This window comes from Streptomyces sp. NPDC023573 (assembly GCF_055559735.1).
In genome coordinates this window covers 26058-50742 of the sequence record NZ_JBVHKB010000015.1, presented here as the reverse complement: position 1 = coordinate 50742, position 24685 = coordinate 26058, and the positions used below count along the sequence as shown (strand labels likewise).

The 24685-nt window shown below is 72.5% G+C and carries 23 protein-coding genes; 12 read left to right on the top strand and 11 right to left on the bottom strand.

Annotation, left to right across the window (positions count from 1 at the left end; genetic code table 11):
• Positions 1-92: 92 nt before the first annotated feature.
• From ACZ32T_RS33560 to ACZ32T_RS33550, 3 genes are read right to left on the bottom strand one after another with little or no spacing between them, the layout of a single operon-like run.
• Positions 93-881, bottom strand: a complete 789-nt coding sequence (locus ACZ32T_RS33560; protein ID WP_467371252.1) for a polysaccharide deacetylase family protein — start codon at positions 879-881, stop codon at positions 93-95.
• A 47-nt stretch (positions 882-928) separates the two neighbouring features.
• Positions 929-1933, bottom strand: a complete 1005-nt coding sequence (locus tag ACZ32T_RS33555; RefSeq protein ID WP_467371176.1) for a glycosyltransferase family 2 protein — start codon at positions 1931-1933, stop codon at positions 929-931.
• Positions 1930-2760: a glycosyltransferase family 2 protein gene (locus tag ACZ32T_RS33550; protein ID WP_467270838.1), complete on the bottom strand. Its 831-nt coding sequence runs from the start codon at positions 2758-2760 to the stop codon at positions 1930-1932. Before ACZ32T_RS33550 ends, ACZ32T_RS33555 begins: the two co-directional genes overlap by 4 nt.
• 736 nt (positions 2761-3496) lie before the next feature.
• On the opposite strand from ACZ32T_RS33550, the gene ACZ32T_RS33545 reads away from it, so the two are divergent.
• Positions 3497-4306, top strand: coding sequence for an SGNH/GDSL hydrolase family protein (locus ACZ32T_RS33545; RefSeq protein ID WP_467371174.1), 810 nt, complete (start codon positions 3497-3499; stop codon positions 4304-4306).
• An 81-nt stretch (positions 4307-4387) separates the two neighbouring features.
• Here the strand turns inward: ACZ32T_RS33545 and ACZ32T_RS33540 are convergent, their stop codons facing one another.
• A complete protein-coding gene (locus ACZ32T_RS33540; RefSeq protein WP_467371172.1) occupies positions 4388-5509 on the bottom strand; it encodes a serine/threonine-protein kinase in 1122 nt (373 codons plus the stop codon).
• Between the two features lie 207 nt (positions 5510-5716).
• Here ACZ32T_RS33540 and ACZ32T_RS33535 point away from each other — a divergent pair, with 207 nt between their 5' ends.
• A complete protein-coding gene (locus tag ACZ32T_RS33535; RefSeq protein WP_362889458.1) occupies positions 5717-5980 on the top strand; it encodes a hypothetical protein in 264 nt (87 codons plus the stop codon).
• Between the two features lie 203 nt (positions 5981-6183).
• On the opposite strand, the gene ACZ32T_RS33530 is transcribed toward ACZ32T_RS33535, so the two are convergent.
• From ACZ32T_RS33530 to hmgA, 3 genes are all read right to left on the bottom strand, one after another.
• The gene (locus ACZ32T_RS33530) at positions 6184-7407 is read right to left on the bottom strand and encodes a type ISP restriction/modification enzyme (RefSeq protein WP_467371170.1); all 1224 of its coding nucleotides are present in this window, start codon (positions 7405-7407) and stop codon (positions 6184-6186) included.
• An 84-nt stretch (positions 7408-7491) separates the two neighbouring features.
• Positions 7492-8265 (bottom strand): GntR family transcriptional regulator, encoded by a 774-nt coding sequence (locus ACZ32T_RS33525; protein ID WP_467270847.1) that lies wholly within the window; start codon positions 8263-8265, stop codon positions 7492-7494.
• Positions 8266-8296: 31 nt separating this feature from the next.
• Positions 8297-9616, bottom strand: coding sequence for a homogentisate 1,2-dioxygenase (gene hmgA / locus ACZ32T_RS33520; protein WP_467270848.1), 1320 nt, complete (start codon positions 9614-9616; stop codon positions 8297-8299).
• A gap of 111 nt (positions 9617-9727) precedes the next feature.
• On the opposite strand from hmgA, the gene ACZ32T_RS33515 reads away from it, so the two are divergent.
• The 6 genes from ACZ32T_RS33515 to ACZ32T_RS33490 all read left to right on the top strand — a co-directional run bounded on the left by ACZ32T_RS33515 (position 9728) and on the right by ACZ32T_RS33490 (position 18297).
• Positions 9728-10357: a TetR/AcrR family transcriptional regulator gene (locus ACZ32T_RS33515; protein WP_467371167.1), complete on the top strand. Its 630-nt coding sequence runs from the start codon at positions 9728-9730 to the stop codon at positions 10355-10357.
• A 275-nt stretch (positions 10358-10632) separates the two neighbouring features.
• Positions 10633-12813 (top strand): molybdopterin oxidoreductase family protein, encoded by a 2181-nt coding sequence (locus ACZ32T_RS33510; protein WP_467371164.1) that lies wholly within the window; start codon positions 10633-10635, stop codon positions 12811-12813.
• 121 nt (positions 12814-12934) lie between these two features.
• Positions 12935-14335 carry a CitMHS family transporter gene (locus tag ACZ32T_RS33505; protein WP_467270854.1) on the top strand — a complete coding sequence of 467 codons (1401 nt, stop codon included), beginning with the start codon at positions 12935-12937 and terminating at the stop codon, positions 14333-14335.
• Complete coding sequence (locus tag ACZ32T_RS33500) at positions 14335-15582, top strand: MFS transporter (RefSeq protein WP_467270856.1); 1248 nt, start codon at positions 14335-14337, stop codon at positions 15580-15582. Before ACZ32T_RS33505 ends, ACZ32T_RS33500 begins: the two co-directional genes overlap by 1 nt.
• Before the next feature lie 209 nt (positions 15583-15791).
• Positions 15792-17186, top strand: a complete 1395-nt coding sequence (locus ACZ32T_RS33495) for an aldehyde dehydrogenase family protein (protein ID WP_467270858.1) — start codon at positions 15792-15794, stop codon at positions 17184-17186.
• Between the two features lie 31 nt (positions 17187-17217).
• The gene (locus ACZ32T_RS33490; RefSeq protein WP_467270860.1) at positions 17218-18297 is read left to right on the top strand and encodes a Zn-dependent alcohol dehydrogenase; all 1080 of its coding nucleotides are present in this window, start codon (positions 17218-17220) and stop codon (positions 18295-18297) included.
• Between the two features lie 42 nt (positions 18298-18339).
• Here the strand turns inward: ACZ32T_RS33490 and ACZ32T_RS33485 are convergent, their stop codons facing one another.
• The 4 genes from ACZ32T_RS33485 to ACZ32T_RS33470 form a co-directional block, all read right to left on the bottom strand.
• Positions 18340-19329, bottom strand: a complete 990-nt coding sequence (locus ACZ32T_RS33485) for an Acg family FMN-binding oxidoreductase (RefSeq protein ID WP_467371162.1) — start codon at positions 19327-19329, stop codon at positions 18340-18342.
• Positions 19330-19435: 106 nt separating this feature from the next.
• Positions 19436-20386: a DMT family transporter gene (locus ACZ32T_RS33480; RefSeq protein ID WP_467371160.1), complete on the bottom strand. Its 951-nt coding sequence runs from the start codon at positions 20384-20386 to the stop codon at positions 19436-19438.
• A 44-nt stretch (positions 20387-20430) separates the two neighbouring features.
• Complete coding sequence (locus ACZ32T_RS33475) at positions 20431-21156, bottom strand: ArsR/SmtB family transcription factor (RefSeq protein ID WP_467371157.1); 726 nt, start codon at positions 21154-21156, stop codon at positions 20431-20433.
• Positions 21157-21170: 14 nt separating this feature from the next.
• The gene (locus tag ACZ32T_RS33470) at positions 21171-21845 is read right to left on the bottom strand and encodes a TetR/AcrR family transcriptional regulator (RefSeq protein ID WP_467371155.1); all 675 of its coding nucleotides are present in this window, start codon (positions 21843-21845) and stop codon (positions 21171-21173) included.
• Positions 21846-21910: 65 nt separating this feature from the next.
• Between ACZ32T_RS33470 and ACZ32T_RS33465 the strand changes: the two genes are divergently transcribed.
• From ACZ32T_RS33465 to ACZ32T_RS33450, 4 genes are all read left to right on the top strand, one after another.
• Positions 21911-23062, top strand: a complete 1152-nt coding sequence (locus tag ACZ32T_RS33465) for an acyl-CoA dehydrogenase family protein (RefSeq protein ID WP_467371153.1) — start codon at positions 21911-21913, stop codon at positions 23060-23062.
• A 71-nt stretch (positions 23063-23133) separates the two neighbouring features.
• Positions 23134-23517 carry a VOC family protein gene (locus ACZ32T_RS33460; protein ID WP_467371151.1) on the top strand — a complete coding sequence of 128 codons (384 nt, stop codon included), beginning with the start codon at positions 23134-23136 and terminating at the stop codon, positions 23515-23517.
• Positions 23518-23646: 129 nt separating this feature from the next.
• On the top strand, positions 23647-23937 hold the full coding sequence (locus tag ACZ32T_RS33455; RefSeq protein WP_031099588.1) for a YiaA/YiaB family inner membrane protein: 291 nt from the start codon (positions 23647-23649) through the stop codon (positions 23935-23937).
• Between the two features lie 85 nt (positions 23938-24022).
• Positions 24023-24646, top strand: a complete 624-nt coding sequence (locus ACZ32T_RS33450) for a TetR/AcrR family transcriptional regulator (protein ID WP_467270874.1) — start codon at positions 24023-24025, stop codon at positions 24644-24646.
• The last annotated feature ends 39 nt before the right edge of the window (positions 24647-24685 follow it).

Genomic DNA, 24685 nt, shown 5'->3' with positions numbered 1-24685 from the left:
CGGTAAGGCGGGACCCCGCGCACCCAGGTTTCAGGAGCTGCCCCGGGGGCTTCCGCCCGGAACGGGACGGAGGACCCCGGGGGAGCAGGGGCTCAGCCGGTCGGGCCGGCCGGCCCGGAGCCCCGGAACGCGCGGCCCGCCCGGCGTGCGCCGCGCACCACGGCGTACCCCTTGGTGAGCACCCGGTCCACAGCGAACGCCCGCGCGACGGCCCGGCCTTCGACCAGCCGGGCGAACTCGGCGGCGCCCGTGCCGCGGCGGACGGTCACCCGCTCCAGGGCGTACGGCCCCTGGCGGCGGCGGGCCAGGGCGTTGCCCACGGCGAGGGCCTGGGCGAAGCCCGCCGCCCGCACCGACCGCCGCACCCGGCGGGTGGAGTAGCCGTAGGGGTAGGCGAAGGAGGCCGGAGGAGCGCCCAGCTCGGCGGTGACGATCTCCCGGCACCGCACGGTCTCCGCCCGCAGGGCCGTCCCGCCGAGCTGGTCCAGCTGCGGATGGGTGTGGCTGTGGCAGCCGATCTCCACACCCGTCCCGGCGAGTTCGCGCACCTGGTCCCAGTCGAGCATGGTGTCCAGGGCGCCACCCTCGTCGTACGCCCCGCGGAGCCAGCCGGTGGTGACGAAGACGGTGGCCGCGAAGCCGTGCTCGGCGAGGACCGGCAGGGCGTGCCGGTGCACCCCTTCGTAACCGTCGTCGAACGTGATCAGCACCGGTCTGGGCGGCAGGGGCCGCCCCGTACGCCAGTGCGCGGCCAGCGCGGTCGTGGTGAGCGGGGTGACATCGCGCCGGGCCAGGATCTCCATCTGCGTACGGAAGGCACCGGGCGACACCGAGAGGCCGTACACACCGCCGGCCGGGCGGTCGCCGACGGCGTGGTACATCAGGACCGGCACGGCCCCGCCCCCGCTCGCCGGGCCCGCCGCCCCGCTCACCGCACCTCCTCGACGGGTGCGTCCGCCCGTGCGATCGCCGGTACGTCGAAGGACGCGCCGTCGCGCCGGACGCGCACGCTACCCACGGCGTAGCCGGCCGCCGCCGTCAGCACCCCCGCGACGACCGCCCCGGCGCGGCCCGCTCCGCCGGGGCGGCCGAGCAGGAAGTCCCGGGCGCCCCTCAGCGCCCCGGCCGGGAGCACCCGGGTGGTGTAGCGGCGTTCGGACTCCAGCCCCTTGTGCGCACCGACGCTCCGCGCGACGAGCGCCTTGGAGAGCCCCTCGGCGTACGTACGGGTACGGAAGTAGCCGAAGCGCTCCCTGGCCCGGGGGACCTTGTGGCGGATCACGGCGCGGTCGTCGATGAGCAGGACGGCGTGGGGGAGTGCGCGGCTCAGCCGGATGCACAGCTCGGTCTCCTCACCGCCCAGCGGCCGCTTGCCCCCGTCCCGGCCGATGCCGGTGGCGAAGCCGCCCGCCGCGTCGAAGGCCGTACGGCGGAACGACGCGTTGCCACCGAGGACGTTGCGGACCCGGACCGTGCCGGGCGGCAGACCGAGGTAGGTGCACCCGACGACCCAGTCGAACTCCTCGGGGAACCAGAGAGGCCTGCGGCCCGAGGCCCACGACGGCAGGGTCCGGCCGCCGACGGCCATCACCCGCGGGTCGTCGTAGCCCTTGTTGAAGTGGCGCAGCCAGTCCGGCCCGGCCACCGCGTCGTCGTCGAGGAAGGCGACGATCGCGCCATGTGCCGCGGCGATGCCGGTGTTCCGGCCCGCCGAGAGGCCGCGGGGGCCCGCGTTCGCGAGCACCCGCACCTCGTGGCGATCCCCGTACTCACCGGCGAGGCGGCGCAGCAGCGCGGGGTTGTGGTCCACCACCAGGAGGACCTCCCGCGCGGGCAGGGACTGCGCGCGGACGGACGCGACGGCCTCGAGGATGTCCTCCCAGCGTTCCTCGGTGTAGACACAGACGACGACGGAGAAGTCGCGTGGGCTCACAGCACCCGTCCCCGGCCGATCACGGCGGGGACGGCCCCCGTCCGGCGCCCGCCGCGGCGCACGCCCTTCTCCCTGAGGATCACCCTGAGCACCCGGAGCCCGTCCCGTACGGCGCTGAGGTTGCTGACGCCGTGGATGCGGTTGTACTCGTGGCTGGGCACCTCCTGGACCCTGAGGCCGGCCTTGACCACCCGGATGTTCATCAGGGTCTCTATCTCGAAGCCGGTGCAGTCCAGGGTGATCCTGTCCAGGCAGTGCTTCCAGAAGGCGTTGTAGCCGTAGCAGAGGTCCGTGTAGCGAGCCCCGAACTTGCGGTTGACCACTGCGCACAGCGCCCGGTTGCCGAGCTTGCGGACGGGCGTCATGTCGTCCGTGCCGCCGCCGTTGGCGAAGCGGGAGCCCTTGGCGAAGTCGGCGCCGCCGACCAGGGCGGAGACGTAGCTGACGATCTCCTCGCCGTCCGCCGAGCCGTCCGCGTCGACCATCACGATGATCTCGCCGGTGCACGCGGCGAAGCCGCTGATCAGGGCGTCGCCTTTGCCCTTGCCGACCTGTTCGACGACCACGACGTCCGGCCGGAGTTCACGGGCGACCCGGACGGTGTCGTCGGTCGAATTCCCGTCCACGAGCACGACTTCATGAATCCAGTCGGGCAGCGTCTTGAACACATGGGGAAGATTCTCCGCCTCATTCATGGCGGGGATCACGACACTTACCGGCGGCGCTATCGCGAGGTGCGAGGAGATCGGGCGGTATTCGCTCGCCATTCGAGCGGTTTCGGTCTCTTCGGCGGCAGGTCTGATCGAGGAAGGCAGAACTGAACTCATGATTCTTTTCCCTCTCGTCCGGTGGACGGCCCGCCCCCGGGCAGTCCGGATAAGGTCCGGTTCGAAAGGGGGGTTCTCACCCCGGCCATGACGGTATGGCGCTCCGAGCTGGCGTGATGAGGTGGCACAACTGGCCGTGCGGCGACCGACTCGTCGAGTGCGGACGCCGTACGGCACCCCCCTGCCGTGCCCCGCTCCGGTATCCACCGCGGCTTCCTGAGCCCTCCCCTGGAGCCGCCTGCGTGATGGTCCGTTACGGGTTGATCTACGACGGTATTAACGATTGGAACTGTATGGCAAGACATGCAAGGGCGTCTCGCACTTTTCAGACTTCGACGGAACTGTCACATGCGGCGCTGGAATTGCTGCTTCCCATTTCTCGCCGACCCGGCGTGAAGTGCGCGGCCGGGGTTGCGAAGAGGTGAAAGGGCACGCAAGGGGGCGTGCGGTGGTGAATTGCTGTCGGCGGGCGTCGGTGAGGCGCCCGGCTCGTCCACCGCACCCGTGCCGCCCGTCGGCACGGGTGGAACAACTGCCCCGACTGTCCCCGTCTCATCGCTGTTGATCCGCATTGGCGACTTTGCCCCCCAGTGCGCCGGATGCCGGATTTCAATGTGACGTACCGCCAAGGGGGCGTCAAGAAGACGTTGTCGAAGCTTCTTGGCATGAACACTTCCGCCGTTCGGGGCGGTGCTGCTACCACGGAGTAGGCAGAGATCCTGCCCAAGGAGGTTCCATGAAAATGTCCAGACTCGTGGCGTTCTCGTCCTCTCTCCTGCTCGGTACCGTTCTCGCCCTGACGGGCGTGGGCGTGGCCCAGGCCCAGACATCCGCGGCGTCGGTCGACTACGTAGCCCTGGGTGACTCGTACTCATCAGGTCTCGGAGCCGGTGCCTACGACAGCGCGAGCGGCGACTGCAAGCGCAGCACCCGTGCGTACCCCGTCCTCTGGAAGGCGGCCAACAACCCCGCCTCGTTCGCCTTCACCGCGTGCTCAGGGGCGAGGACTGGCGATGTGACAGCCGGTCAGCTCGGACCGCTGACCTCCGCGACCGACCTCGTGTCGATCTCCATCGGGGGCAACGACGCGGGCTTCGCCGACGTCATGACCACCTGTGTCCTGCAGTCCGAGGCCACCTGCCTGAGCAGGATCGCCACCGCCCGTGCCTACGTCGACTCGACGCTCCCCGGCAAACTGGACTCCGTGTACACGGCGATCAGCGCGAAAGCACCCTCGGCCCGTGTCGTCGTCCTCGGCTATCCCCGCTTCTACAAGCTCGGCGGCGGCTGCATCGCCGGTCTGAGCGAGAAGGAACGCTCCGCCATCAACGGCGCCGCCGACCACCTCAACGCCGCCACCGCCAAGCGCGCGGCGGACCACGGCTTCACCTTCGGCGACGTCACCTCGACCTTCACCGGGCACGAGATCTGCTCCGGCAGCGCCTGGCTGCACAGCGTGAACTGGCTCAACATCGGTGAGTCCTACCACCCCACGGCCGCCGGGCAGTCGGGCGGCTATCTGCCCGTCCTCAGCTCGAAGGCCTGACCGCACCGCCGCGGCGCGGCGCGCCGGCTCAGCCGTCCGCCGAGGAGGGGACTCCGCCCCGCGGAGTCTCCTTCCCGCTCGTCACGAAGAGGTCCACGGGGGGCGCCCCGGGGCCTCCGCGGAAGCCGCCCAGGAATACGCCGCGGCCTTCCCGCCACCCCTTTCGTCCGTGTCGTCGTCGCCCGCCAGCGCCCAGACGACTCCTCCGGCGACCAGCAGCGCGACAACCGCCCCCACGGCCACCAGAACGCCCGTGCGTCTCGTCAGGCCCCCGGGCTCCGGTGTGCCCGTGGCAGCCCCCGGGCCCCCGGCCGCCACGGCCGTCTCGCCCGCCGGCGGCGGAAGCGGCGGCCCGGCCGCCCCGCCGTCGGGCGACCCGGTCCCGCCCGCGGCGAGGATCCGCAGCCGGCGCTCCGCTTCCCCGGCCGCGAGCCGCCCGGCCGGATCCTTGCGCAGCAGACCCTCGATGACAGGGGCGAGCGCGCCCGCCCGCCGCAGCGGCGGCAAGTCGTCCTCGCCGACCGCACGCAGGGTGTCCGCCGGGGCGTCCCGGCCGAACGGCGACCGCCCCTCGGTGGCGGCGTACAGAAGCACTCCGAGCGACCAGAGGTCGGATTCGGGCCCCGGCGTGCGCCCCTGTGCGCGCTCGGGCGCGAGGTACTCCGGCGAGCCGATGGGCTCACCCGTGAGGCCGGACGAGCCGTCTGCCGGGGTGATGCCGAAGTCCTTCACCATCACCCGCCCGTCGTTGGCCAGCAGCACGTTGCCGGGCTTCACGTCGCGGTGCAGTACGCCGGCCTCATGGGCACCGCGCAGGGCCGCGAGCACCTCCGCGCCGACCCGGGCGGCCCGCCGGGGGGACAGCGGGCCGTCGGCGTCCAGCACGTCGGAGAGCGCGAGCCCCCGGACCAGCTCCATCACGATCCAGGGCCGGGAGTCCTGCCTGACGACGTCGTGCACGGCGACCGCGTTGCGGTGCGTGACCCGCGCCGCCTCCCGGGCCTCCCGCTCCAGGCGGTCGTGCAACAGCTCGGCGCCCTCGGCCGACAGGCCCGCCGGGGCCCGCACCTCCTTCACGGCCACCTCGCGTCCCAGCACCTCGTCACGGGCGCGCCACACGACACCTGCCCCGCCCTCGCCCAGCGGGTCCAGAAGACGGTAACGGTCCGCGATCACCCTTCCGGTTCCCGGGACTTCGCTCATCGGTGACCCTCCATCAGCAGCTGCGTGCGGTCGGACGAATCCCCTCCAAGCTAACGCAACCCGTCCCGGAACCGACAGGATCCGGTAACGGGCCGTCAACCCCCGTGTACGGGTGTGCAATCCTGCGGCCGGGATACACGAGTGTCACCGCGGGACGATAGGGTTAACCTGCCCGGGCCGGGTGCCCTCGTACGGGTGGGGAGTGACATGGAACAGATAACGGTGCGCAGCAGGCCGCGTGTGCCTGCCATCACATGTGGGAGCGGTGCGACCAGTTCGCGCCTCGACCGCCATCTCGCAGTGCTGGGCGGCCCCGTCGTCCCGCAGCGGGAGTCGGCGGAGGCGACGCTGCTGATGCTCGAACTCACCTCGCGCGACGCCGCGCACACCCGCAGGAGCAGGAGCGCGCGTGTCTCGCTCTTCGCCCCGCTGCGGCGACTGCGGCGCTCGCTCTTCGGCAGCCGCCGCTGACCGACGGCTCCACGACCGGTGCGGCCCTCCGCTCAGGGCCGCGTCCACGACCACTCCGTCCCGGCGCAGTGCTGCTCTCCGCCCGCCCGTCATCCCCAGGGCCCGCAGCGTTGCGTCGGTGTGTTCCACCCGCGCCGGTACGGCACCCCACCGGCGCTCCGCAGCGTGCCCGGGGCCGCCGACAGCGGTGGCCGCTCCCGCTCTCACCACAGCGCGAACTGCCCCTCGGGGCCCTCCTCCTGGTGGTCCAGCACGGACGCGGGAAGCCGGGCCGACGCAGGGACGGGAAGCACCCCGGCCGCGCGCAGCCCGTCCCTGGTGAGGACCTCCGCCTCCTCCAGCCGCTCCCGCAGGGCCTGTTGCCGGGGCCGCAGTCCGGCGAGCAGCGCCAGGACGGTGATCAGCTCCAGCAGCTCCGAGGTCCGCTCCTGCGGCCAGCCGCTCGGTCCCACCGCAGCCAGGCCCTCACCCGCCGCCGTGCGGCGCTCGAACCACAGCTCCAGCATCCGTACCCCGCTGACCCGGAACTCCCAGGCACCGGCCGGCACGGGGGAGACGCGTCCCTCGCCGACGACGAGCGTCTCCTCCTCGGCGTCGTAGCGCAGCCCCTCGGGCCGGGGCGGGATCGCGGCCCGCACATACGGGCGCCGGCCGCCCGGCAGCCGTGGACGCCCGCCACCGTGTGCCCCGCGCACGTGCAGCCGCAGCAGTTCCTGGCCGAGCTCCACGCCCCGCTCCCACAGCGCGGCGTCGGCGGGCAGCGGGACGAGCGGCCCGGCGGCGGAGGGGCGGGCGGCGGCAAGGGCCCAGGCGAGGAAGGATCCGGCGGTGACCGGCACCCCGTGGCGTGCGGTCAGCTCGGCGGTGAGGCCGGGCGCGAGATTGGGCTCCAGGCCGCCCGGCCGCCGGTAGAGCGGCCGTATCCGGCCGGGCCGCCCCGCGGGGGAGTGCCCGTCGGGCAGGAGCGTGGTCGCGGAGAGGGCGGGGCCGCCGTCCTGGGGCACGTACCCGTGCTCGACGGCGAAGAGCTGGTGCCCGTCGGCGACCCGCCACAGCTCGGGGCGGGCCGCGTCGAGCAGCCGGTGGTCGGGAATCAGCCACTGCTCGTCGAAGGGCCCGTGCGCGATCCGTACCGGTTCGGGATACGGTCCCGGGTCCCGGGCGAACGCACTCGTGCCGGTGGACCTGCCCGGCAGGGCCGCGGCCGGCGTCAGCGGCGTACGGGAGCGGCTGGGGCGGAACAGCCTTTCCTGCTCGGCGCCCTCCGCCCGCGCCAGCAGGTCCCAGCGGGCCCGGAGCGAGGAGGCGTCGGGGGCCGTCACCCAGGGGCGTCCCGATCTCAGGGGGCGCACCGACCAGGGCATGAGGTCGTCCAGCAGCGGGAGCGCGTCGCTCCCGCCGGCTCCGGCCGCCACCCGTGCTGCCACCGTGTCGTCCTCCCCCTCGCCACGTTCGCCGCCCCGGGCATCGCAACGGCCCGCCGCGTGACGACCGCCGGTCGCGGCCCGCCGTCAGTGGGCCTCGACGGTCACGGAGAAGGAGAAGCGGTCGCCCCGGTAGCGGATGCGCGCCACGTCCACCACCGTGCCGTCCTCGTCGTACGTCACGCCCGTGTAGTGCAGGATCGGGCTGAGCAGCGGGACCCCCAGCAGCTCGGCCGTGACGGGGTCGGCGAGGCGCGCCTCGACGGTGTCCGTGATCCGGGCGATGCGTACGCCGAGGGAGTCACGCAGCACCTTCGTCATCGGCCACCGCTCCAGATCGGCCACGTCGAGCCGTCCGGCGATCTCCGGACGCACCGCGTTCTCCGCCCAGTTGGTGGGCTCACCCGTCGCGTCGTCGCAGCGGAGCCGCCGGTAGCTGACCACCTCGGCACAGTCGGGGAAGAACTCGGCGAGATCGCCGGGGACGGGTGCCCGGCCGTGGCCGAGCACGGTCGTGCGTTCACCCGACTGCTGGGCGACGATCGCGTCGATCGAACCCAGCAGCCGGACCGGCGAAACCCGCCGGGCGCGCGGCTCGATGAACGTGCCGCGCCGCCGGTGTCTGCTGATCAGCCCCTCGGCCTTCAGCTCCTTGAGGGCCTGGCGCATGGTGAGGACGCTGACGCCGTAGTGCAGGGCGAGCTGCTCCTCGGTGGGCAGCCGCGTCGAGGCGTCCTGGGCGCGGCCCAGTATGGAGGCCCGCAGCGACTGCGAGACCTGGTACCAGAGGGGCAGCTTCCGGTTCAGCACCAGGGAGTCGGGCGCGAAGCCGGGCGAACTCGCCTCGTTCACCTGATCCATCTGGTTCACCCCAACTCTCTGCGGTCCGGTCTCACGGCCGGAAGTTGCGGCTCAGACCCTGCCACACGTCGTCGTACCCGCGCTGGAGAAGGTCCGTCCCCGCGGCCTGCGCGGTCGCCGTGACCGGCCAGCGGGTCTCGAACATGAACGCCAGGCCGTCGTCGATCTTCTGTGGCTTCAGCTCGGCCGCGCTCGCCCGGTCGAAGGTCTCACGGTCCGGGCCGTGCGCGGACATCATGTTGTGCAGGGAGCCGCCGCCCGGCACGAAGCCGCCCGCCTTCGCGTCGTACGCGCCCTCGATCAGGCCCATGTACTCGCTCATCACGTTGCGGTGGAAGTACGGCGGGCGGAAGGTGTCCTCCCCGACCAGCCAGCGCGGGGCGAAGACCACGAAGTCGACGCCGGCCAGCCCCGGGGTGTCGGACGGAGAGGTCAGCACGGTGAAGATCGACGGGTCCGGGTGGTCGTAGCTGATCGTGCCCATCACATTGAAGCGGCGCAGGTCGTAGACGTACGGCGTGTGGTTGCCGTGCCAGGCGACGACATCGAGCGGCGAGTGGCCGTACGTCGCCGACCAGAGGTTCCCGCAGAACTTGTTGATCACCTCGACCGGACCCTCGCGGTCCTCGAACGCGGCGACGGGCGCGAGGAAGTCCCGGGCGTTCGCCAGGCCGTTGGCGCCGATGGGCCCCAGGTCGGGCAGGACGAAGGGCTGCCCGTAGTTCTCGCAGACGTAACCGCGGGCGGTCGTGTCCAGCAGCTCGACACGGAAGCGGACGCCTCGCGGGATCAGTGCCACGTGGCCGGGCTCGGCCCGCAGCAGGCCCAGTTCGGTGCGGAGCAGCAGGCCGCCGCGCTCGGGGACGATCAGGAGCTCCCCGTCGGAGTCGCTGAACACCCGGTCCGTCATGGAGGAGTCCGCGCTGTACAGGTGCACGGCCATGCCGGTGCGCTGCGAGGCGTCGCCGTTGCCGCCCAGCGTCCACAGGCCGGTCAGGAAGTCCGTGCCGGGCGCGGGGTCGGGGAGCGGGTCCCAGCGCAGCCGGTTCGGGTCGGGGACCGTCTCCGTGAAGGGGGCGGTGCGCAGGGTGCCGTTGTCGATGCGGACGAAGGCGGGATGGGCGGCCGACGGCCGGATCCGGTAGAGCCAGGAACGGCGGTTACGGGCTCGGGGTTCGGTGAAGGCCGAGCCGCTCAACTGCTCCGCGTACAGCCCGAGCGGTGCGCGCTGGGGCGAGTTGCGGCCGTGGGGCAGGGCGCCCGGGACGGCCTCCGAACTGTGCTCGTTGCCGAAACCCGACATGTGGCCGAGATTCTCCGCCGTTTTCCTCGCCTGCTCGATGCCGCTCATCATGCGCTCCCGTTGGATGAGGAATCCCGTGGATCCCCTGACGAAGAATCCTATGGATCACCGTAGGAATCGAAGCGTGGCCCGTCAACGGCATGCAGGCATCATGGAGCCGTGTCCCACGCTCATACGAACCTCCGACGCGTCCCCGTTCAGCAGCGCAGCGCCGACCGCCTCGCCCGCATCCTCGACGCCGGCGCCGCGCTGCTCGACGAGACCGGCTACGAGCAGCTCTCCACCCGGGCGGTCGCCGACCGGGCCGGCGTGCCCATCGGCTCCGTCTACCGCTTCTTCCCCAACAAGAGGGCGCTGGTCGACGCCCTGGCCGAGCGGAACCTGGAGGTCTACGCGGGCCGGGTCGTGGCCAGGCTGGAGGCGATCCCGGAGCGGGAGTGGCGCGAGGCGATCGACGCCGTGCTCGACGAGTACCTGGCGATGAAGCGCTCCGTCGCCGGCTTCTCCCTGGTCGACTTCGGCCCTCCCGTGCCCGTTCCGGGACCGCTCGACGCGGAGGTGAACCAGCGCGTCGCGGGGCGCCTGACGGAGTTGCTCTCCGGGCACCTCGGCCGGGAGCGCGACGGGGCCGCCTCCGACACCCGTCTGCTCCGCACCGTCCTGGTCTGCGTGCAGGCCGCCGACGCGCTGCTCCAACTCGCCTTCCGCGCCGACCCCGCGGGGGACCCGGACCTGATAGCGGAGACGCGGGTGCTGCTCCGGGCCTATCTCGCGGGCGTCCTCGACTAGGGCCTGTCCGACCATTCGCGTCGTCGCCCGCAGGGCGGCCGCGCGGCGGACGGGAATTGTCAGGCAGGCCCTAGCGGCGCGGGGGACGGCGGGACCGGCGGGCCGGGGCGGCGGGAGGAGCGGTTCGGAGGCGGTGGGGCAACGGGTCGCTCCAGGACCTCGCCAGCATCCGTACCGGTCGGTATGCTCGATGCGCCGGGAGCCCGCGCCCGCCGAGCGCGCCGCGGGACGCCGGATCACGCCCGCGCGCACCGCCGCCGCCCCGGGGAGGGCCCATGTCCCACGAATCCCGTACCGCTCTGCGTGTCTGCCCGCTCTGTGAAGCGACCTGCGGACTCACCCTCACGATCGAGGGGACCGAGGTCACCGGTGCCCGTGGTGACCGCGAGGACGTGTTCAGCAAGGGGTTCATCTGCCCCAAGGGCGCCTCCTTCGGGGGGCTCGACGCCGACCCGGACCGGCTGCGCGCCCCGCTCGTCCGCACGGACGGCGTCCTGCGCGAGGCGACCTGGGACGAGGCATTCGACGCGATCGCCGCGAAGGTCCCGGCCCTGATCGGGGAGCACGGGGAGCAGGCCGTCGGAGTCTTCCTCGGTAACCCCAACGTGCACACGATGGCGGGCGGCCTCTACCCGCCGCTGCTGCTGTCCACGCTCGGCACCCGCAACGTCTTCACCGCCAGCACCCTGGACCAGATGCCCAAGCACGTCTCCAGCGGACTGCTCTTCGGTGACGCCAACGCCATCCCCGTACCGGACCTGGACCGCACCGCCCATCTGCTGCTGATCGGCGCCAACCCGCTGGAGTCCAACGGCAGTCTGTGCACGGCGCCCGACTTCCCGGGCAAGCTCAAGGCGCTCCGCAGGCGCGGCGGCACCCTCACCGTCATCGACCCGCGCCGCACCCGCACCGCGCGCCTCGCCGACCGGCACGCGGCGATCAGGCCCGGCACCGACGCCCTGCTGCTCGCCGCGCTCACCCAGGTCCTCGTGGAGGAGAAGCTCACCGACCCAGGCGTACTCGCCGAGCATCTCGACGGTTACGACGAACTGGCCCAAGCCGTCGCCGACTTCACCCCCGAAGCGGTGGCCGGGGCCTGCGGCCTGGACGCGGACACCATCCGGGAGATCGCCCGCGAGCTGGCCGCCGCACCCGCCGCGGCCGTCTACGGGCGCATCGGCAGCTGCACCGTCGAGCACGGCACCCTGGCCAGCTGGCTCGTCGACGTACTCAACATCCTCACCGGCAACCTCGACCGTCCCGGCGGCGCCCTCTTCCCGCTCTCCGCCACCGGCCGCGCCCCGCGGGCCGCCGGGCCGGGGAAGGGCTTCGCCCTCGGCCGCTGGAGCAGCCGGGTCTCCGGGCACCCCGAGGCCAAGGGCGAACTGCCCGTGGCCGCACTCGCCGAGGAGATCGAGACACCCGGAGAGGGCCGGATCCGGGCGCTGATCGTCATCGCGGGCAACCCGGTGCTCTCCGCACCCGACGGGGACCGCCTGGACCGGGCGCTCGCCGACGGACTCGACTTCATGATCAGCGTCGATCCGTACCTCAACGAGACCGCGCGCCACGCGGACGTCGTGCTGCCCCCGCCGCCGCCCTCGCAGAGCGCCCACTTCGACTTCGCGTTCAACTCCCTGGCCGTCCGCAACCAGGTCCGCTACAGCGGCCCCGCCGTGCCCCTGGAGGAGGGGCGGATGGACGAGAGCGAGATCCTCGCACGGCTCGTCCTCGCCGTCGGCGGCAACCACGGCGCGCCGCCCGAGGCCGTCGACGACCTGGTCATCGCCACCACGATCGCCAGGGCGGGGCTCCCCGAGTCCCTCGCGGCCGACCTGACCGGCACCACCGGAGCCGAACGGCGCCTCGACCTGATGCTGCGCCTCGGCCCGTACGAGCTCACGCTGGAGCAGCTCCTCGCGCGGCCCCACGGGATCGATCTGGGCCCGCTGAAGCCACGCGTACCGCAGGTCCTCAGGACCCGCAGCGGCCGCATCGAGCTGTTCCCGGCGCCGATCGCCGCCGATCTTCCCCGGCTCCGCGCATCGCTCGGCGCGCGGCCCGCCGGTCTCGTCCTCGTCGGCCGCCGCCATCTGCGGTCCAACAACAGCTGGATGCACAACGTCGCCGCGCTGCGCGGCGGCTCCAACGTCTGCACCCTGCAGATCCACCCCGACGACGCGGCCCGGATCGGGCTCGCGGACGGCGACACCGCCCGGATCACGGCCGCGGGCGGCGAGGTCGAGGCGCCCGCCGAGATCACCGACTCGGTGCGGGCCGGGGTCGTGAGCCTTCCGCACGGCTGGGGCCACAGCCGGCCGGGCACCCGCATGTCGGTCGCCGGAGCGGATCCGGGCGTCAATGTGAACCAGCTCCTGGACGGCACCCTCCTGGACCCGCTGTCCGGCACGGCGGTGCTCAACGCCGTCCCCGTCTCCGTAACACCAACTCGTTGACCTGGGGTTTTGCTCGTATTGCTCACACGTCAACATCTTGTTAACGCTGCTTCAGGGCCCCTAACGTCATCCGGACCGCCGGCACCGGTGAGAGTTCAAAGGTGAACGTTAGGTATCCCATATGTTGACAATCCTCGGCTTTGCCATGATCGCGACCTTCCTGGTCCTGATCATGATGAAGAAGATGTCGCCGATCGCGGCGCTGGTCCTGATCCCCGCCCTGTTCTGCGTGGCCGTCGGACAGGGCGCGAAGCTCGGTGACTACGTCATCGAAGGGGTCGGCACCCTCGCGCCGACCGCGGCGATGCTGATGTTCGCCATCGTCTACTTCGGTGTGATGATCGACGTCGGTCTCTTCGACCCGATCGTCCGGGGCATCCTGCGCTTCTGCAAGGCCGACCCGATGCGGATCGTCATCGGGACGGCCCTGCTCGCCGCGATCGTCTCGCTGGACGGCGACGGCTCCACCACCTTCATGATCACGGTCTCGGCGATGTACCCGCTCTACAAGCGGCTGAAGATGAGCCTGGTCGTGATGACCGGCGTCGCCGCCACCGCGAACGGGGTCATGAACACCCTGCCCTGGGGCGGTCCCACCGCCCGCGCGGCCACCGCGCTCAAGGTGGACGCGGCCGACATCTTCGTCCCGATGATCCCGGCCCTCGCCGTCGGTCTCCTCGCCGTCATCCTCCTCGCCTGTGTCCTCGGCCGTCGCGAGCGCAAGCGGCTCGGCATGCTCACCCTCGACGAGGCGCTGGTGACCGAGCCCGAGACCGTCCTCGTCGGCGCGGGCGGCGGTGGGGACCGGCTCACGAAGGCCCCGAAGGGCGGCGGCACCGCGACCGGCGGTGCGGACGGCACCGAGGAGGAGGACGAGGAGTTCAAGGGCCTCGACCCCGACAGGTCCACGCTCCGCCCGAAGCTCTACTGGTTCAACGCCGGCCTCACCGTCGCCCTGCTGGCCGCGATGATCCTGGAACTCATGCCGATCCCGGTGCTCTTCCTGCTCGGCGCGGCCCTCGCCCTCACCGTCAACTTCCCCCACATGCCCGACCAGCGGGCCAGGATCGCGGCGCACGCCGACAACGTGCTCAACGTCTCCGGCATGGTCTTCGCCGCGGCCGTCTTCACCGGCGTGCTGACCGGCACCGGTATGGTCGAACACATGGCGGACTGGCTCGTCGGGGCCATCCCCGACGGCATGGGCCCGCACATGGCCGTCGTCACCGGTGTCCTGAGCCTCCCCCTCACCTACTTCATGTCCAACGACGGCTTCTACTTCGGAGTCCTGCCCGTGCTCGCCGAGGCCGGCGCCGCCCACGGCGTCTCCCCCCTGGAGGTCGCCCGCGCCTCCATCGTCGGACAGCCGCTGCACATGTCGTCCCCGCTCGTACCCGCCGTCTACGTCCTGGTCGGCATGGCCAAGGTCGAGTTCGGCGACCACACCCGCTTCACCGTCAAGTGGGCCGTGCTCACCTCGCTGGTGGTCCTCGGCGCGGGAATCCTCTTCGGAATCATCTGATGCCTCCGGAACCACGGCCCGGCAGGGGCTGGCTGCTGCGCCTCGTCATCGCCTTCGCCTTCGCGCAGGGGGCGGTGTCGATGGCGCGGCCCGCCGTCTCCTACCGGGCCCTCTCGCTGGGTGCCGACGAGCGCGCGATCGGCGTGATCGCAGGCGTGTACGCGCTCCTGCCGCTCTTCGCCGCCGTACCACTGGGCCGGCGGACCGACCACGGACGCTGCGCACCGCTGCTGCCCGTCGGGGTCGTCCTGATCGGCGGCGGCTGCGCCCTCAGCGGCACCGCGGGCTCGCTCCCCGCGCTCGCCGCCTGGAGCGGGGTCATGGGTCTCGGCCACCTCTGCTTCGTGATCGGCGCCCAGTCGCTCGTCGCCCGGCAGTCGGCACCCGCCGAACAGGACCGGAATTTCGGCCACTTCACCATCGGCGCCTCGCTCGGCCAGCTCGTCGGACCGATCGCCGCCGGCTACCTCATCTCCGAGCGGGACGGCGCGATGGCCCGTACGAGCGCCCTCGCCCTTCTGGTCTCGGCGGCCGTCGCCGCCGTCTCCTTCACCTCGCTGTGGCGCATCGAGCACCGAAGGGCAGCCGGACCGCCCCGGAGAACGGCCGCAAAGGTACCGGTCGGCAGCATCCTGCGTACGAGGGGAGTCCCGGCCGGCATCTTCATCAGCCTCGCCGTGCTCAGCGCTACCGACATCCTCACCGCCTATCTGCCGGTCGTCGGTGAACACCGTGGCATCACGCCCGCCACCGTCGGCCTGCTGCTCAGCCTGCGGGCCGCCGCGACCATCGCCTGCCGGCTCGTCATGACACCCATGCTGCGCAGGGTCGGCAGGACCGCCCTGCTCTCCACGACCTGCCTGCTCGGCGGCCTCCTCTGTGCCGCCGTCGCCCTGCCCGTCCCGGTGTGGGGCCTCGCCGTGATGCTCGCCGTGCTGGGCTTCTGCCTGGGGGTCGGCCAGCCCCTCTCGATGACCACCGTCGTCCAGGCGGCCCCCGCGGCGGCCCGCTCCACCGCGCTCGCCCTCAGGCTCACCGGCAACCGGCTCGGCCAGGTCGCGGCCCCCGCCTCGGCCGGACTGATCGCCGGGGTCGCCGGTACCGCCGCGCCGTTCGTGATGCTGGGCGTCCTGCTCGTCGGGGCGGCGGGGCTCGGGCTGCGGGGCGGCGGGGCCCCGGCCGCCGGCCCGGACGCGGCCACGGCTCGCCGTGGCGGACACTCCCGCGCCGAGCGGGATCCGGCCTGACGGGCTGCCTCTCCTCCGGCCGGGGCGCGCCCGCCCCGGGACATCCCCGGGCCCGGCGTGCGAGTGTGGCCGTCGGCCGTGCGTGACCTGTGTCTCCGGCGGTTCCCTGGCGCCAAAAAACTAACAGCGCTAGTTTGGGGCCGGGACGGCATCCGTCCGTACGACGCACGGCTTCGGCGGCAGGCACAGCGAGCCCGGGAGGAACAGCCATGAAGGCGCATGACGGGATGTACATCGGCGGGGAGTGGCGGCCCGCCTCGGGCCAGGACACGATCGCGGTCGTGAACCCGGCCGACGAGCAGGTCATCGGACACGTCCCGGCGGGCACCGCCGAGGACGTCGACGCCGCGGTACGCGCCGCGCGCGCCGCGTTCCCCGGCTGGGCGGCGACCCCGCCCGCCGAGCGCGCCGCGAGGATCGGCGCCCTGCGTGATGTGCTCGCCGCCCGCAAGGACGAGATCGCCGAGACCGTCACCGCCGAGCTCGGCTCGCCGCTGGCGATGTCCCAGATGGTGCACGCGGGAGTGCCGGTGCTGGTCGCCGGCTCGTACGCCGAACTCGCCGCCACGTACTCTTTCGAGGAGAAGCTCGGCAACTCCACCGTCCTGCTGGAGCCCGTCGGCGTCGTCGGCGCGATCACGCCCTGGAACTACCCGCTCCACCAGATCGTCGCCAAGGTCGCCCCGGCGCTCGCCGCCGGCTGCACCGTCGTCCTGAAGCCCGCCGAGGACACCCCCCTCACCGCGCAGCTCTTCGCCGAGGCAGTCCAGGAGGCGGGGCTGCCGGCCGGCGTCTTCAACCTGGTCACCGGCATCGGTGCGGTCGCCGGACAGGCGCTCGCCGAACACGAGGACGTCGACCTGGTGTCGTTCACCGGGTCCACGGCCGTCGGCAAGCGGATCGGCGCCACCGCGGGCGCGGCCGTCAAGCGGGTCGCGCTGGAGCTCGGCGGCAAGTCCGCCAACGTGATCCTGCCCGGCGCCGATCTCGCGAAGGCCGTCAACGTCGGCGTGGCCAACGTGATGTCCAACTCCGGTCAGACGTGCAGCGCCTGGACCCGGATGCTCGTCGACTCCGAGCGCTACGAGGAGGCCGTGAGCCTCGCCGCCACGGCCGTCGCCAAATACGTACCCGGCGAGCGGGTCGGCCCGGTCGTCAACGCCAAGCAGCAGGCCCGGGTGCGGGGTTACATCGAGAAGGGCATCGAGGAGGGCGCCCGCCTCGTCGCGGGCGGCCCGGAGGCGCCGAAGGACCAGGGCTACTACGTCAGCCCCACGGTGTTCGCCGACGTCACGCCCGGGATGACCATCGCGCAGGAGGAGATCTTCGGCCCGGTCCTCTCGATCCTGCGGTACGAGGACGTGGACGACGCCCTGCGCATCGCCAACGACACCGTGTACGGGCTGGCCGGCGCCGTCTGGGGCGCCGACGACGACGAGGCCGTGGCCTTCGCCCGCCGCATGGACACCGGACAGGTCGACATCAACGGCGGACGCTTCAACCCCCTCGCGCCCTTCGGCGGTTACAAGCAGTCGGGGGTGGGCCGCGAGCTCGGCCCGCACGGCCTCTCCGAGTACCTCCAGACCAAGTCCCTGCAGTTCTGATTCCCACGCCGATCCACCGAGGAGTCTGTTCGTGGTCCGCGCCGCCGTACTGCCCGCCGTCGGAGCTCCCCTGGAGATCACCGACATCGAACTCCCGGAGCCAGGCCCCGGCCAGGTGAGCATCTCTCTCGCCGCCGCCGGTGTCTGCCACTCCGACCTGTCCCTGTCCAACGGCACCATGCGTCTGCCCGTCCCCGCCGTCCTCGGCCACGAGGGCGCCGGGACGGTGCTCTCCGTCGGCGAGGGCGTCACCCATGTCGCCGCGGGTGACCCGGTGGTCCTCAACTGGGCGCCGTCCTGCGGGGCGTGCTTCCACTGCGGGATCGGCGAGGTCTGGCTCTGCGCCGACGCACTCAAGGGCGCGGCGAACGTCCACGCCCGCACGGCGGACGGCACCGAGCTCCACCCCGGCCTGAACGTCGCGGCCTTCGCCCAGGAGACCGTCGTCGCCGGCAACTGCGTGCTGCCCGCCCCGGCCGGCATCCCGCTCGACGACGCGGCCCTGCTGGGCTGCGCCGTCCTCACCGGCTACGGGGCGGTCCACCACTCAGCCCGGGTGCGCGAGGGCGAGAGCGTCGTCGTCTTCGGGATCGGCGGGGTCGGCCTCGCCGTGCTCCAGGCCGCCCGTATCGCCGGAGCGTCGAAGATCATCGCCGTGGACGTCTCACCGGAGAAGGAGGAACTCGCCCGCCGGGCCGGTGCCACCGACTACGTCGTCGCGTCCGACACCACTCCGCGCGCAGTCCGCAAGCTCACCGGCGGCCAGGGCGCGGACGTCGCCGTGGAGTGCGTGGGCCGGCCCGCCACGATCCGCGGAGCCTGGGAGTCGACCCGGCGCGGCGGCCGCACCACGGTCGTCGGCATCGGCGGCAAGGACCAGCAGGTGACCTTCAACGCCCTGGAGATCTTCCACTGGGGCCGCTCCCTCACCGGTTGCGTCTACGGCAACAGCGACCCGGCGCGCGACCTGCCGGTGCTCGCCGACCACATCCGCGCCGGACGGTTCGACCTCTCCATGCTGGTGACGGAGCGGATCTCGCTGGACGGCATCCCGGCGGCCTTCGACAACATGATCGCCGGCAAGGGCGGCCGCGCGCTGGTCGTCTTCTAGACAGGCCCCAGGGGCGGGGCCCGCGTCCGCGGCGGGGGGCTGTCAGCCCTCCGTCCGGCGGAGGGCCTCGCTCAGCGGCCTGCGGGGAGTGGGGGGCGGCTGCGTCCGGGGATATCCGACGCGCAGCACCATCTGCGGGTGCCCGTAGTGCGCGGCACTCGCCGACACGTCGTCACGCAGGTCGGCGTCCTCCAGCGGCTGGTTGGCGAACGAGGCGGCGACCGCGTGCTCCGTGGCGGTGAGCAGCAGCCTCTGCAGGGCCTGCCCGGCCGCCACCCAGGAGGCGGGGTCGTCGCCCGGGGTCTCCAGGACGGCCAGGTCCGGGTGCGGTTCGAAGTCCGCGTGCGAACGCCCGGGGAGGTCGGCTCCCTCGGCCATGTCCCGTACGAGCGGATCGTCGTAGCCGCCGCGGTGCGGCACGGGCCCGAGACTGCCGACCGGAATGACGGAGGGAGCGCTGCCGGGCGAGAGCCGGGCGAGCCTGTCCTCCTGGACGGCTGCCTCCTCGTCGCACGTCGCCTGCCGGATCAGGGACAGCATGCGCTGGTACTCCGGCTCCCGGTCCAGCAGCCGCAGGCTCGCCCCCTCCTGGCCCGCCGCGTCGTGCAGGAGTGCCACCACGTCCGAAGGAAGGGGCTCGGGGGCGAACGGGTACCGGTTGGTGCGGCGCAGGTGCACCCAGCCGCACAGCCGGCCCAGCACAGGGTCCGGCGCCTCGTCGGTCACCGCGATCCGCGCCACCAGGAGCGGGTCGCCGGCGTCGGGCAGCACCGAGACCCGGGCTCCGTGACCCAGACGGGCGAGCGCGGCCCGGGCGTTGAGGACCGCTGCCCCGCACGACAGGTGGACATCGCGTTCCGCCGACGCCGTCGGCAGCGACGCCAGGCCCGGCTCCGCGTACACGTCGAGTCCCCCCGGACCGACGGCGAACGACCAGGGCTGGGTGTTGAACACGGATGGAGCGGCCGCCGCGGCCGCCGCGACGGCGGCCTGCCCGGGGAGGTCGAGGGCGGAGTGGAGCAAGGACTGCATGAGGCATGCCTCCTGCGGAGTGGCCGGTCAGTACGTCTCCTCCAGTGTCCGACGTCACACACGCCGGTGTAAGGGTCCTAGGTTTCCCCCGGGCGGGACTTCCGGCCTACGTCTCCGCCGGCACCGCAGGCTCCGCTCCCGCGCGGCCGGTCCGCCCACGGGTCCGCGAGACCGCGACCCCGGCCAGGCAGAGCAGCCCGCCCGCGACGGTGAGCAGCGCGGGGATCTCGTCGAGCAGCAGCCAGGACATCAGCACCACCAGGGCGGGCACCGCGTACGTCGTCGCGCCCATCCGGCCCGCGGTGGTCCGGGCCAGCGCGTAGGCCCAGGTCGTGAACGCCAGCGCCGTCGGGAACACCCCGAGATAGACCATGTTCAGCGTGGCGGACAGGGGAGCGCCGGCCGCATCGGAGACCAGCACGCCGCTGAACGGCAGGCAGGCGACCGTTCCGACGACGCAGCCGAACGTGGTGATCTGGAGCGGCGATCCGTGCCGCAGCGCGGGCTTCTGGATGACCACCCCGCCCGCGTACGACAGCGCGGCCAGCAGGCACAGGAGCACGCCGAGCACGGAGGAGCTCCCGTGGCCCGACATGGAGAGGCCGACGACGACGGCGCCCGCGAACGAGACCGCCATGCCCGTCAGGAGCCGGCGCGGCAGCGCCTCCCCGAGCAGCCTGGCGCCCAGGAGGGCCATCAGGATCGGCCCGACGTTCACGATCATGGCCGCGGTGCCCGCGTCGACCTGCTGCTCACCCCAGTTGAGCACCACCATGTACAGGCCGAACCAGAGCAGCCCGGACCCGATGACGCCCGGCCACGCGGCCCGGGGCGGCAGCCCCTCGCGGCGTACCAGCAGGATCGCGCCGAGCGTCAGCGTGCCCGCGAGGAGCCGGCCCAGGGCCAGCGCCCCCGGTGAGTACGCCTCGCCCGCGCTCCGGATGGAGACGAACGCGGAGGCCCAGAGGATGACCGTGGTGCAGGCGGCGGCCGGGGCGCGCCAGTCGCGCCCGGAGGCGGCCGGGGCGTTCGGGCGCGCTGTCGGTGTCGTCGTCATGGGCACGACGTTAGGCCGGGAACGCTTCGGGGCCCACCGAATTGTCAGCTCACGTCAATCGTCGTCGGCTCGACGGACAGGTGCGCCGACAGGGCGCGGAGCCCGGCCGGCGTGGCCCGGACAGCTCGTCCCGTCCCGACCCGTTCGCACCACCCGGCGTCCAGCACATGACGGCACAGCGCGGCACCCGCGGTCCCCGCCAGGTGCTGCCGCCGCTCGGTCCAGTCCAGACAGCCCCGTGCCAGGGGCCTCCGCGAAGCGGTGGTCAGGGGGATGCCGAGCGTGCCGAACCACTCCAGGCCGTCCTCGGTCAGCGCGAAACCGGTGTCCTGCCGCAGGAGTCCGCGTCCGGTCATCGCTTCGGTGATACGGATGCCGAGCCGGCCTGCGAGATGGTCGTAGCAGGTGCGGCCCCGGGCCAGCGCGTGCCGGAGGCTCGCCTCGCGCAGGGTGCGCGGGGGAGTCGGCGGGCCGGGAGCGGCATGGGCGGCCAGCTCCTCGACCAGCTGCGCGATCCGCCCGTCGGCGAGCCGCAGATAGCGGTGGCGGCCCTGGCGTTCCTCGGCCAGCAGTCCGCCCGCGACCAGCTTGGACAGGTGTTCACTCGCCGTCGAGGGGGCCACGCCCGCGCCACGGGCCAGCTCGCCGGCGGTCCAGGCCCGGCCGTCGAGCAGGGCCAGGCAGAAGGCGGCGCGGGTCTCGTCGGCGAGCAGGGCCGCCAGCGCGGCGAGCCGGGGCGCGGCCGGATCGTGCGGTGTCGTACGGGCCATGGCTCCAGGATGCGTCAGGCACCGTTCGGCGCGGGCCGAACCGTGCGGCCGGGAGCGGTCTGCTGGTACTGGAACGCGAGACCGTCCAGCAGCGCGCGCAGCCCGGTCTCGAACGCGCCCTCGTCGACCTGCTGCCGGCGGTCGGCCAACAGGTGGGCCTGGCCGAGGTGCGGATAGTCGGCGGGGTCGTACGCCGTCTCGTCGTCGACGAAACCACGGGCGAAGGAGCCGAGCGCCGACCCGGTGATGAAGTAGCGCATCAGCGCGCCGATGTAGGTGGCCTGGGCGGGCGGCCAGCCCGCCCGGACCATGGCCCCGAAGACCGCGTCCGCGACCCGCAGACCGGCCGGGCGGCGGCCCGGTCCCTGGGCGAGCACCGGGACGATGTGCGGGTGCGCGGTGAGCGCCGCGCGGTAGGAGACGGCCCAGTCGTGCAGGGCGGCGGGCCAGTCGCGCGGGTCGTCCTCCTCGAACATCGACAGGTCGACCTGTGCGGACACGGCGTCGGCGACCGCGTCGAGGATCTCGTCCTTGTTCCGGAAGTGGTTGTAGAGCGACGGCCCGCTCACACCGAGCTCCGCGGCGAGCCGGCGGGTCGAGACGGCGTCCAGCCCCTCCGCGTCGACGAGTGCGCTCGCCGCCTCGACGATGCGGTCTCTGCTGAGAAGGGGCTTGCGTGGTCGGGCCATGCGGCACATAGTAGGGCCTGCAAGCAGAAAACTAGCAGTGCTAATTAAAAGTGGGGTGTCGCAGGATGAACCTGGAGCTGAGCGAGGAGCAGGATGCCGTCCGGCAGCTCGCCGAGGACTTCGTCGCGCGGGAGATCACCCCGCACGTCGTGGAGTGGGACCGCGCCGAGAGTGTCGACAAGTCGATCGTGAAGAAGCTGGGAGCCCTCGGCTTCCTCGGGCTGACGATCCCGGAGGAGTTCGGCGGCTCCGGCGGCGACCACCTCGCGTACTGCCTGGTGACCGAGGAGCTCGGCCGCGGTGACTCCTCGGTGCGCGGCATCGTCTCCGTCTCGCTCGGCCTGGTCGCCAAGACGATCGCGTCCTGGGGGAGCGAGGAGCAGAAGCGGCGGTGGCTGCCGGGGCTCACCGCGGGCGAGGCCGTCGGCTGCTTCGGCCTCACCGAGCCGGGCACCGGGTCCGACGCGGGGAACCTCACCACGAAGGCCGTGCGCGACGGCGACGACTATGTGATCAACGGCTCCAAGATGTTCATCACCAACGGCACCTGGGCCGATGTCGTCCTGCTCTTCGCGCGTACGAACGACACCCCCGGCCACCGGGGCGTCTCCGCCTTCCTGGTGCCGGCCGACAGCCCCGGCCTGACCCGTCGCACCGTCCACGGCAAGCTCGGCCTGCGCGGCCAGGCCACGGCCGAGATGGTGCTGGAGGACGTCCGCGTCCCCGCCTCCACGCTCCTGGGCCCCGAGGGCAAGGGCTTCTCCATCGCCATGTCCGCCCTGGCCAAGGGCCGTATGTCGGTCGCGGCCGGCTGTGTCGGCATCGCACAGGCCGCCCTGGACGCCGCTGTGCGCTACGCCGGCGAGCGTGAGCAGTTCGGCAAGTCCATCGCGAGCTACCAGCTCGTCCAGGAGCTCATCAGCGACATCTCGGTGGACGTCGACGCCGCCCGCATGCTGACCTGGCGGGTCGCCGATCTCATCGACCGCGGCCAGGAGTTCGCCACCGCCGCGTCCACGGCCAAGCTCTTCGCCTCCGAGGCCGCGGTCCGCGCGGCGAACAACGCCCTGCAGGTGTTCGGCGGTTATGGCTACATCGACGAGTACCCCGTCGGCAAACTGGTCAGGGACGCCCGCGTGATGACCCTGTACGAGGGCACCAGCCAGATCCAGAAGCTGATCATCGGCCGGGCGCTGACCGGGGTGTCGGCCTTCTGACCGGAGCGTCGGTGCCTCCGGCGCGAGCGTGTGACTGGCGGACCGGGTGGCGTTCGGGCAGGCTTCCGCGCATGGTCTCAGTACTGCGGAACGTGGCGATCGACTGTGCGAATGCCTATGAACTGGCCCGGTTCTGGAGCGAGGTGACCGGGTGCCCGCCGGACCCGGAGGACGGGCCGGGTGCTCACGAGACCCAGGTGACGCTGGAGCAGGGCCTGGTGCTGTACTTCAACCAGGTGCCGGAACCGAAGACGGTCAAGAACCGGATCCATCTCTGCCTGCGCCCCGAGAGCTCGCGCGAGGAAGAGACGGAGCGTCTGCTGGGCCTCGGCGCCACCCTGGTCGCCGACCGCCGGGAACCCGGCGGCGCGGGCTGGGCCGTCCTCGCCGACCCCGAGGGCAACGAGTTCTGTGTGCTGCGCAGCGCGTCCGACCGCGCCGCGATGTCTTCCTGAGGCCCGGATCCAGCCGGGGCCGGGTCCGGCCGGATCCGGCCCCGGCCGGCCCGCGCGCCGCTGACCGTGAGTACCGGCTGAGTACGCCGACGGATACCGGGGCACGCCGCCGGGCCGGATGCTGTGCACATGAGTGAGACAACATCGGTCAAGCAGCAGAGCACCGCCGCCTTCTACGGACAAGCCGTCCTCTCCTTCGGTGTGGCCATGGGAGCCGTGGCCCTCGGGATCTTCTTCCTGGACGCCGACGCCTGGGTGCGGGCCTTCCTCGCCATCGGCGTCCTCTATCTCGTCACCTCGTGCTTCACGCTCGCCAAGGTCATCAGGGACCGGCAGGAGGCGGGGCAGATCGTCAGCCGGGTCGACCAGGCCAGGCTGGAGAAGATCCTCGCCGAGCACGACCCCTTCCAGAAGCTCTGACGGTCTCACCTCCATGAGCGCTCTAAGCGCTTGCTCAGGTTCGCGGTATGGTGTTCGTCCTGCCAGCGGAAAGGGGCACGTGGCGATGAGTACGGCGGAGGAGACCGACGGCGAGAACACGCCGTGGAGCGAGGTGACGCCCGAAGCGGCCCGGCGACTGCTCGTCGCCGCCGTCGAGGCCTTCGCGGAGCGTGGCTACCACGCCACCACGACCCGTGACATCGCCGGCCGGGCCGGTATGAGCCCGGCCGCGCTCTACATCCACTACAAGACCAAGGAAGAACTGCTCCACCGGATCAGCAGGATCGGTCACGACCGGGCCCTGCTCCTCCTGGAGACGGCGGCCGGCAAGGACGGCACGGCGGCCGAGCGGCTCGCCGAAGCGGTCCGCTCCTTCGTCAGCTGGCACGCGGAGCGGCACACCACCGCCCGGGTCGTGCAGTACGAGCTGGAGGCCCTCGGCGAGGAGCACCGCACCGAGATCGTGGCCCTGCGCAGGCAGACCGACGCCGTGGTGCGCCGGATCATCGGCGACGGTGTCCGGGCGGGCGAGTTCGACGTACCGGACGTCCCCGGCACCACGCTCGCCGTGCTGTCCCTCTGCATCGACGTGGCGCGCTGGTTCAACGCGCAGGGCAGCCGGACGCCCGAGGAGGTCGGCACCCTCTACGCGGACCTCGTCCTGCGCATGGTGGGCGCCCAGAAGTGACGCCGGGCGCCCCCGCGGGCCCGGCGCACCCGTACGGAC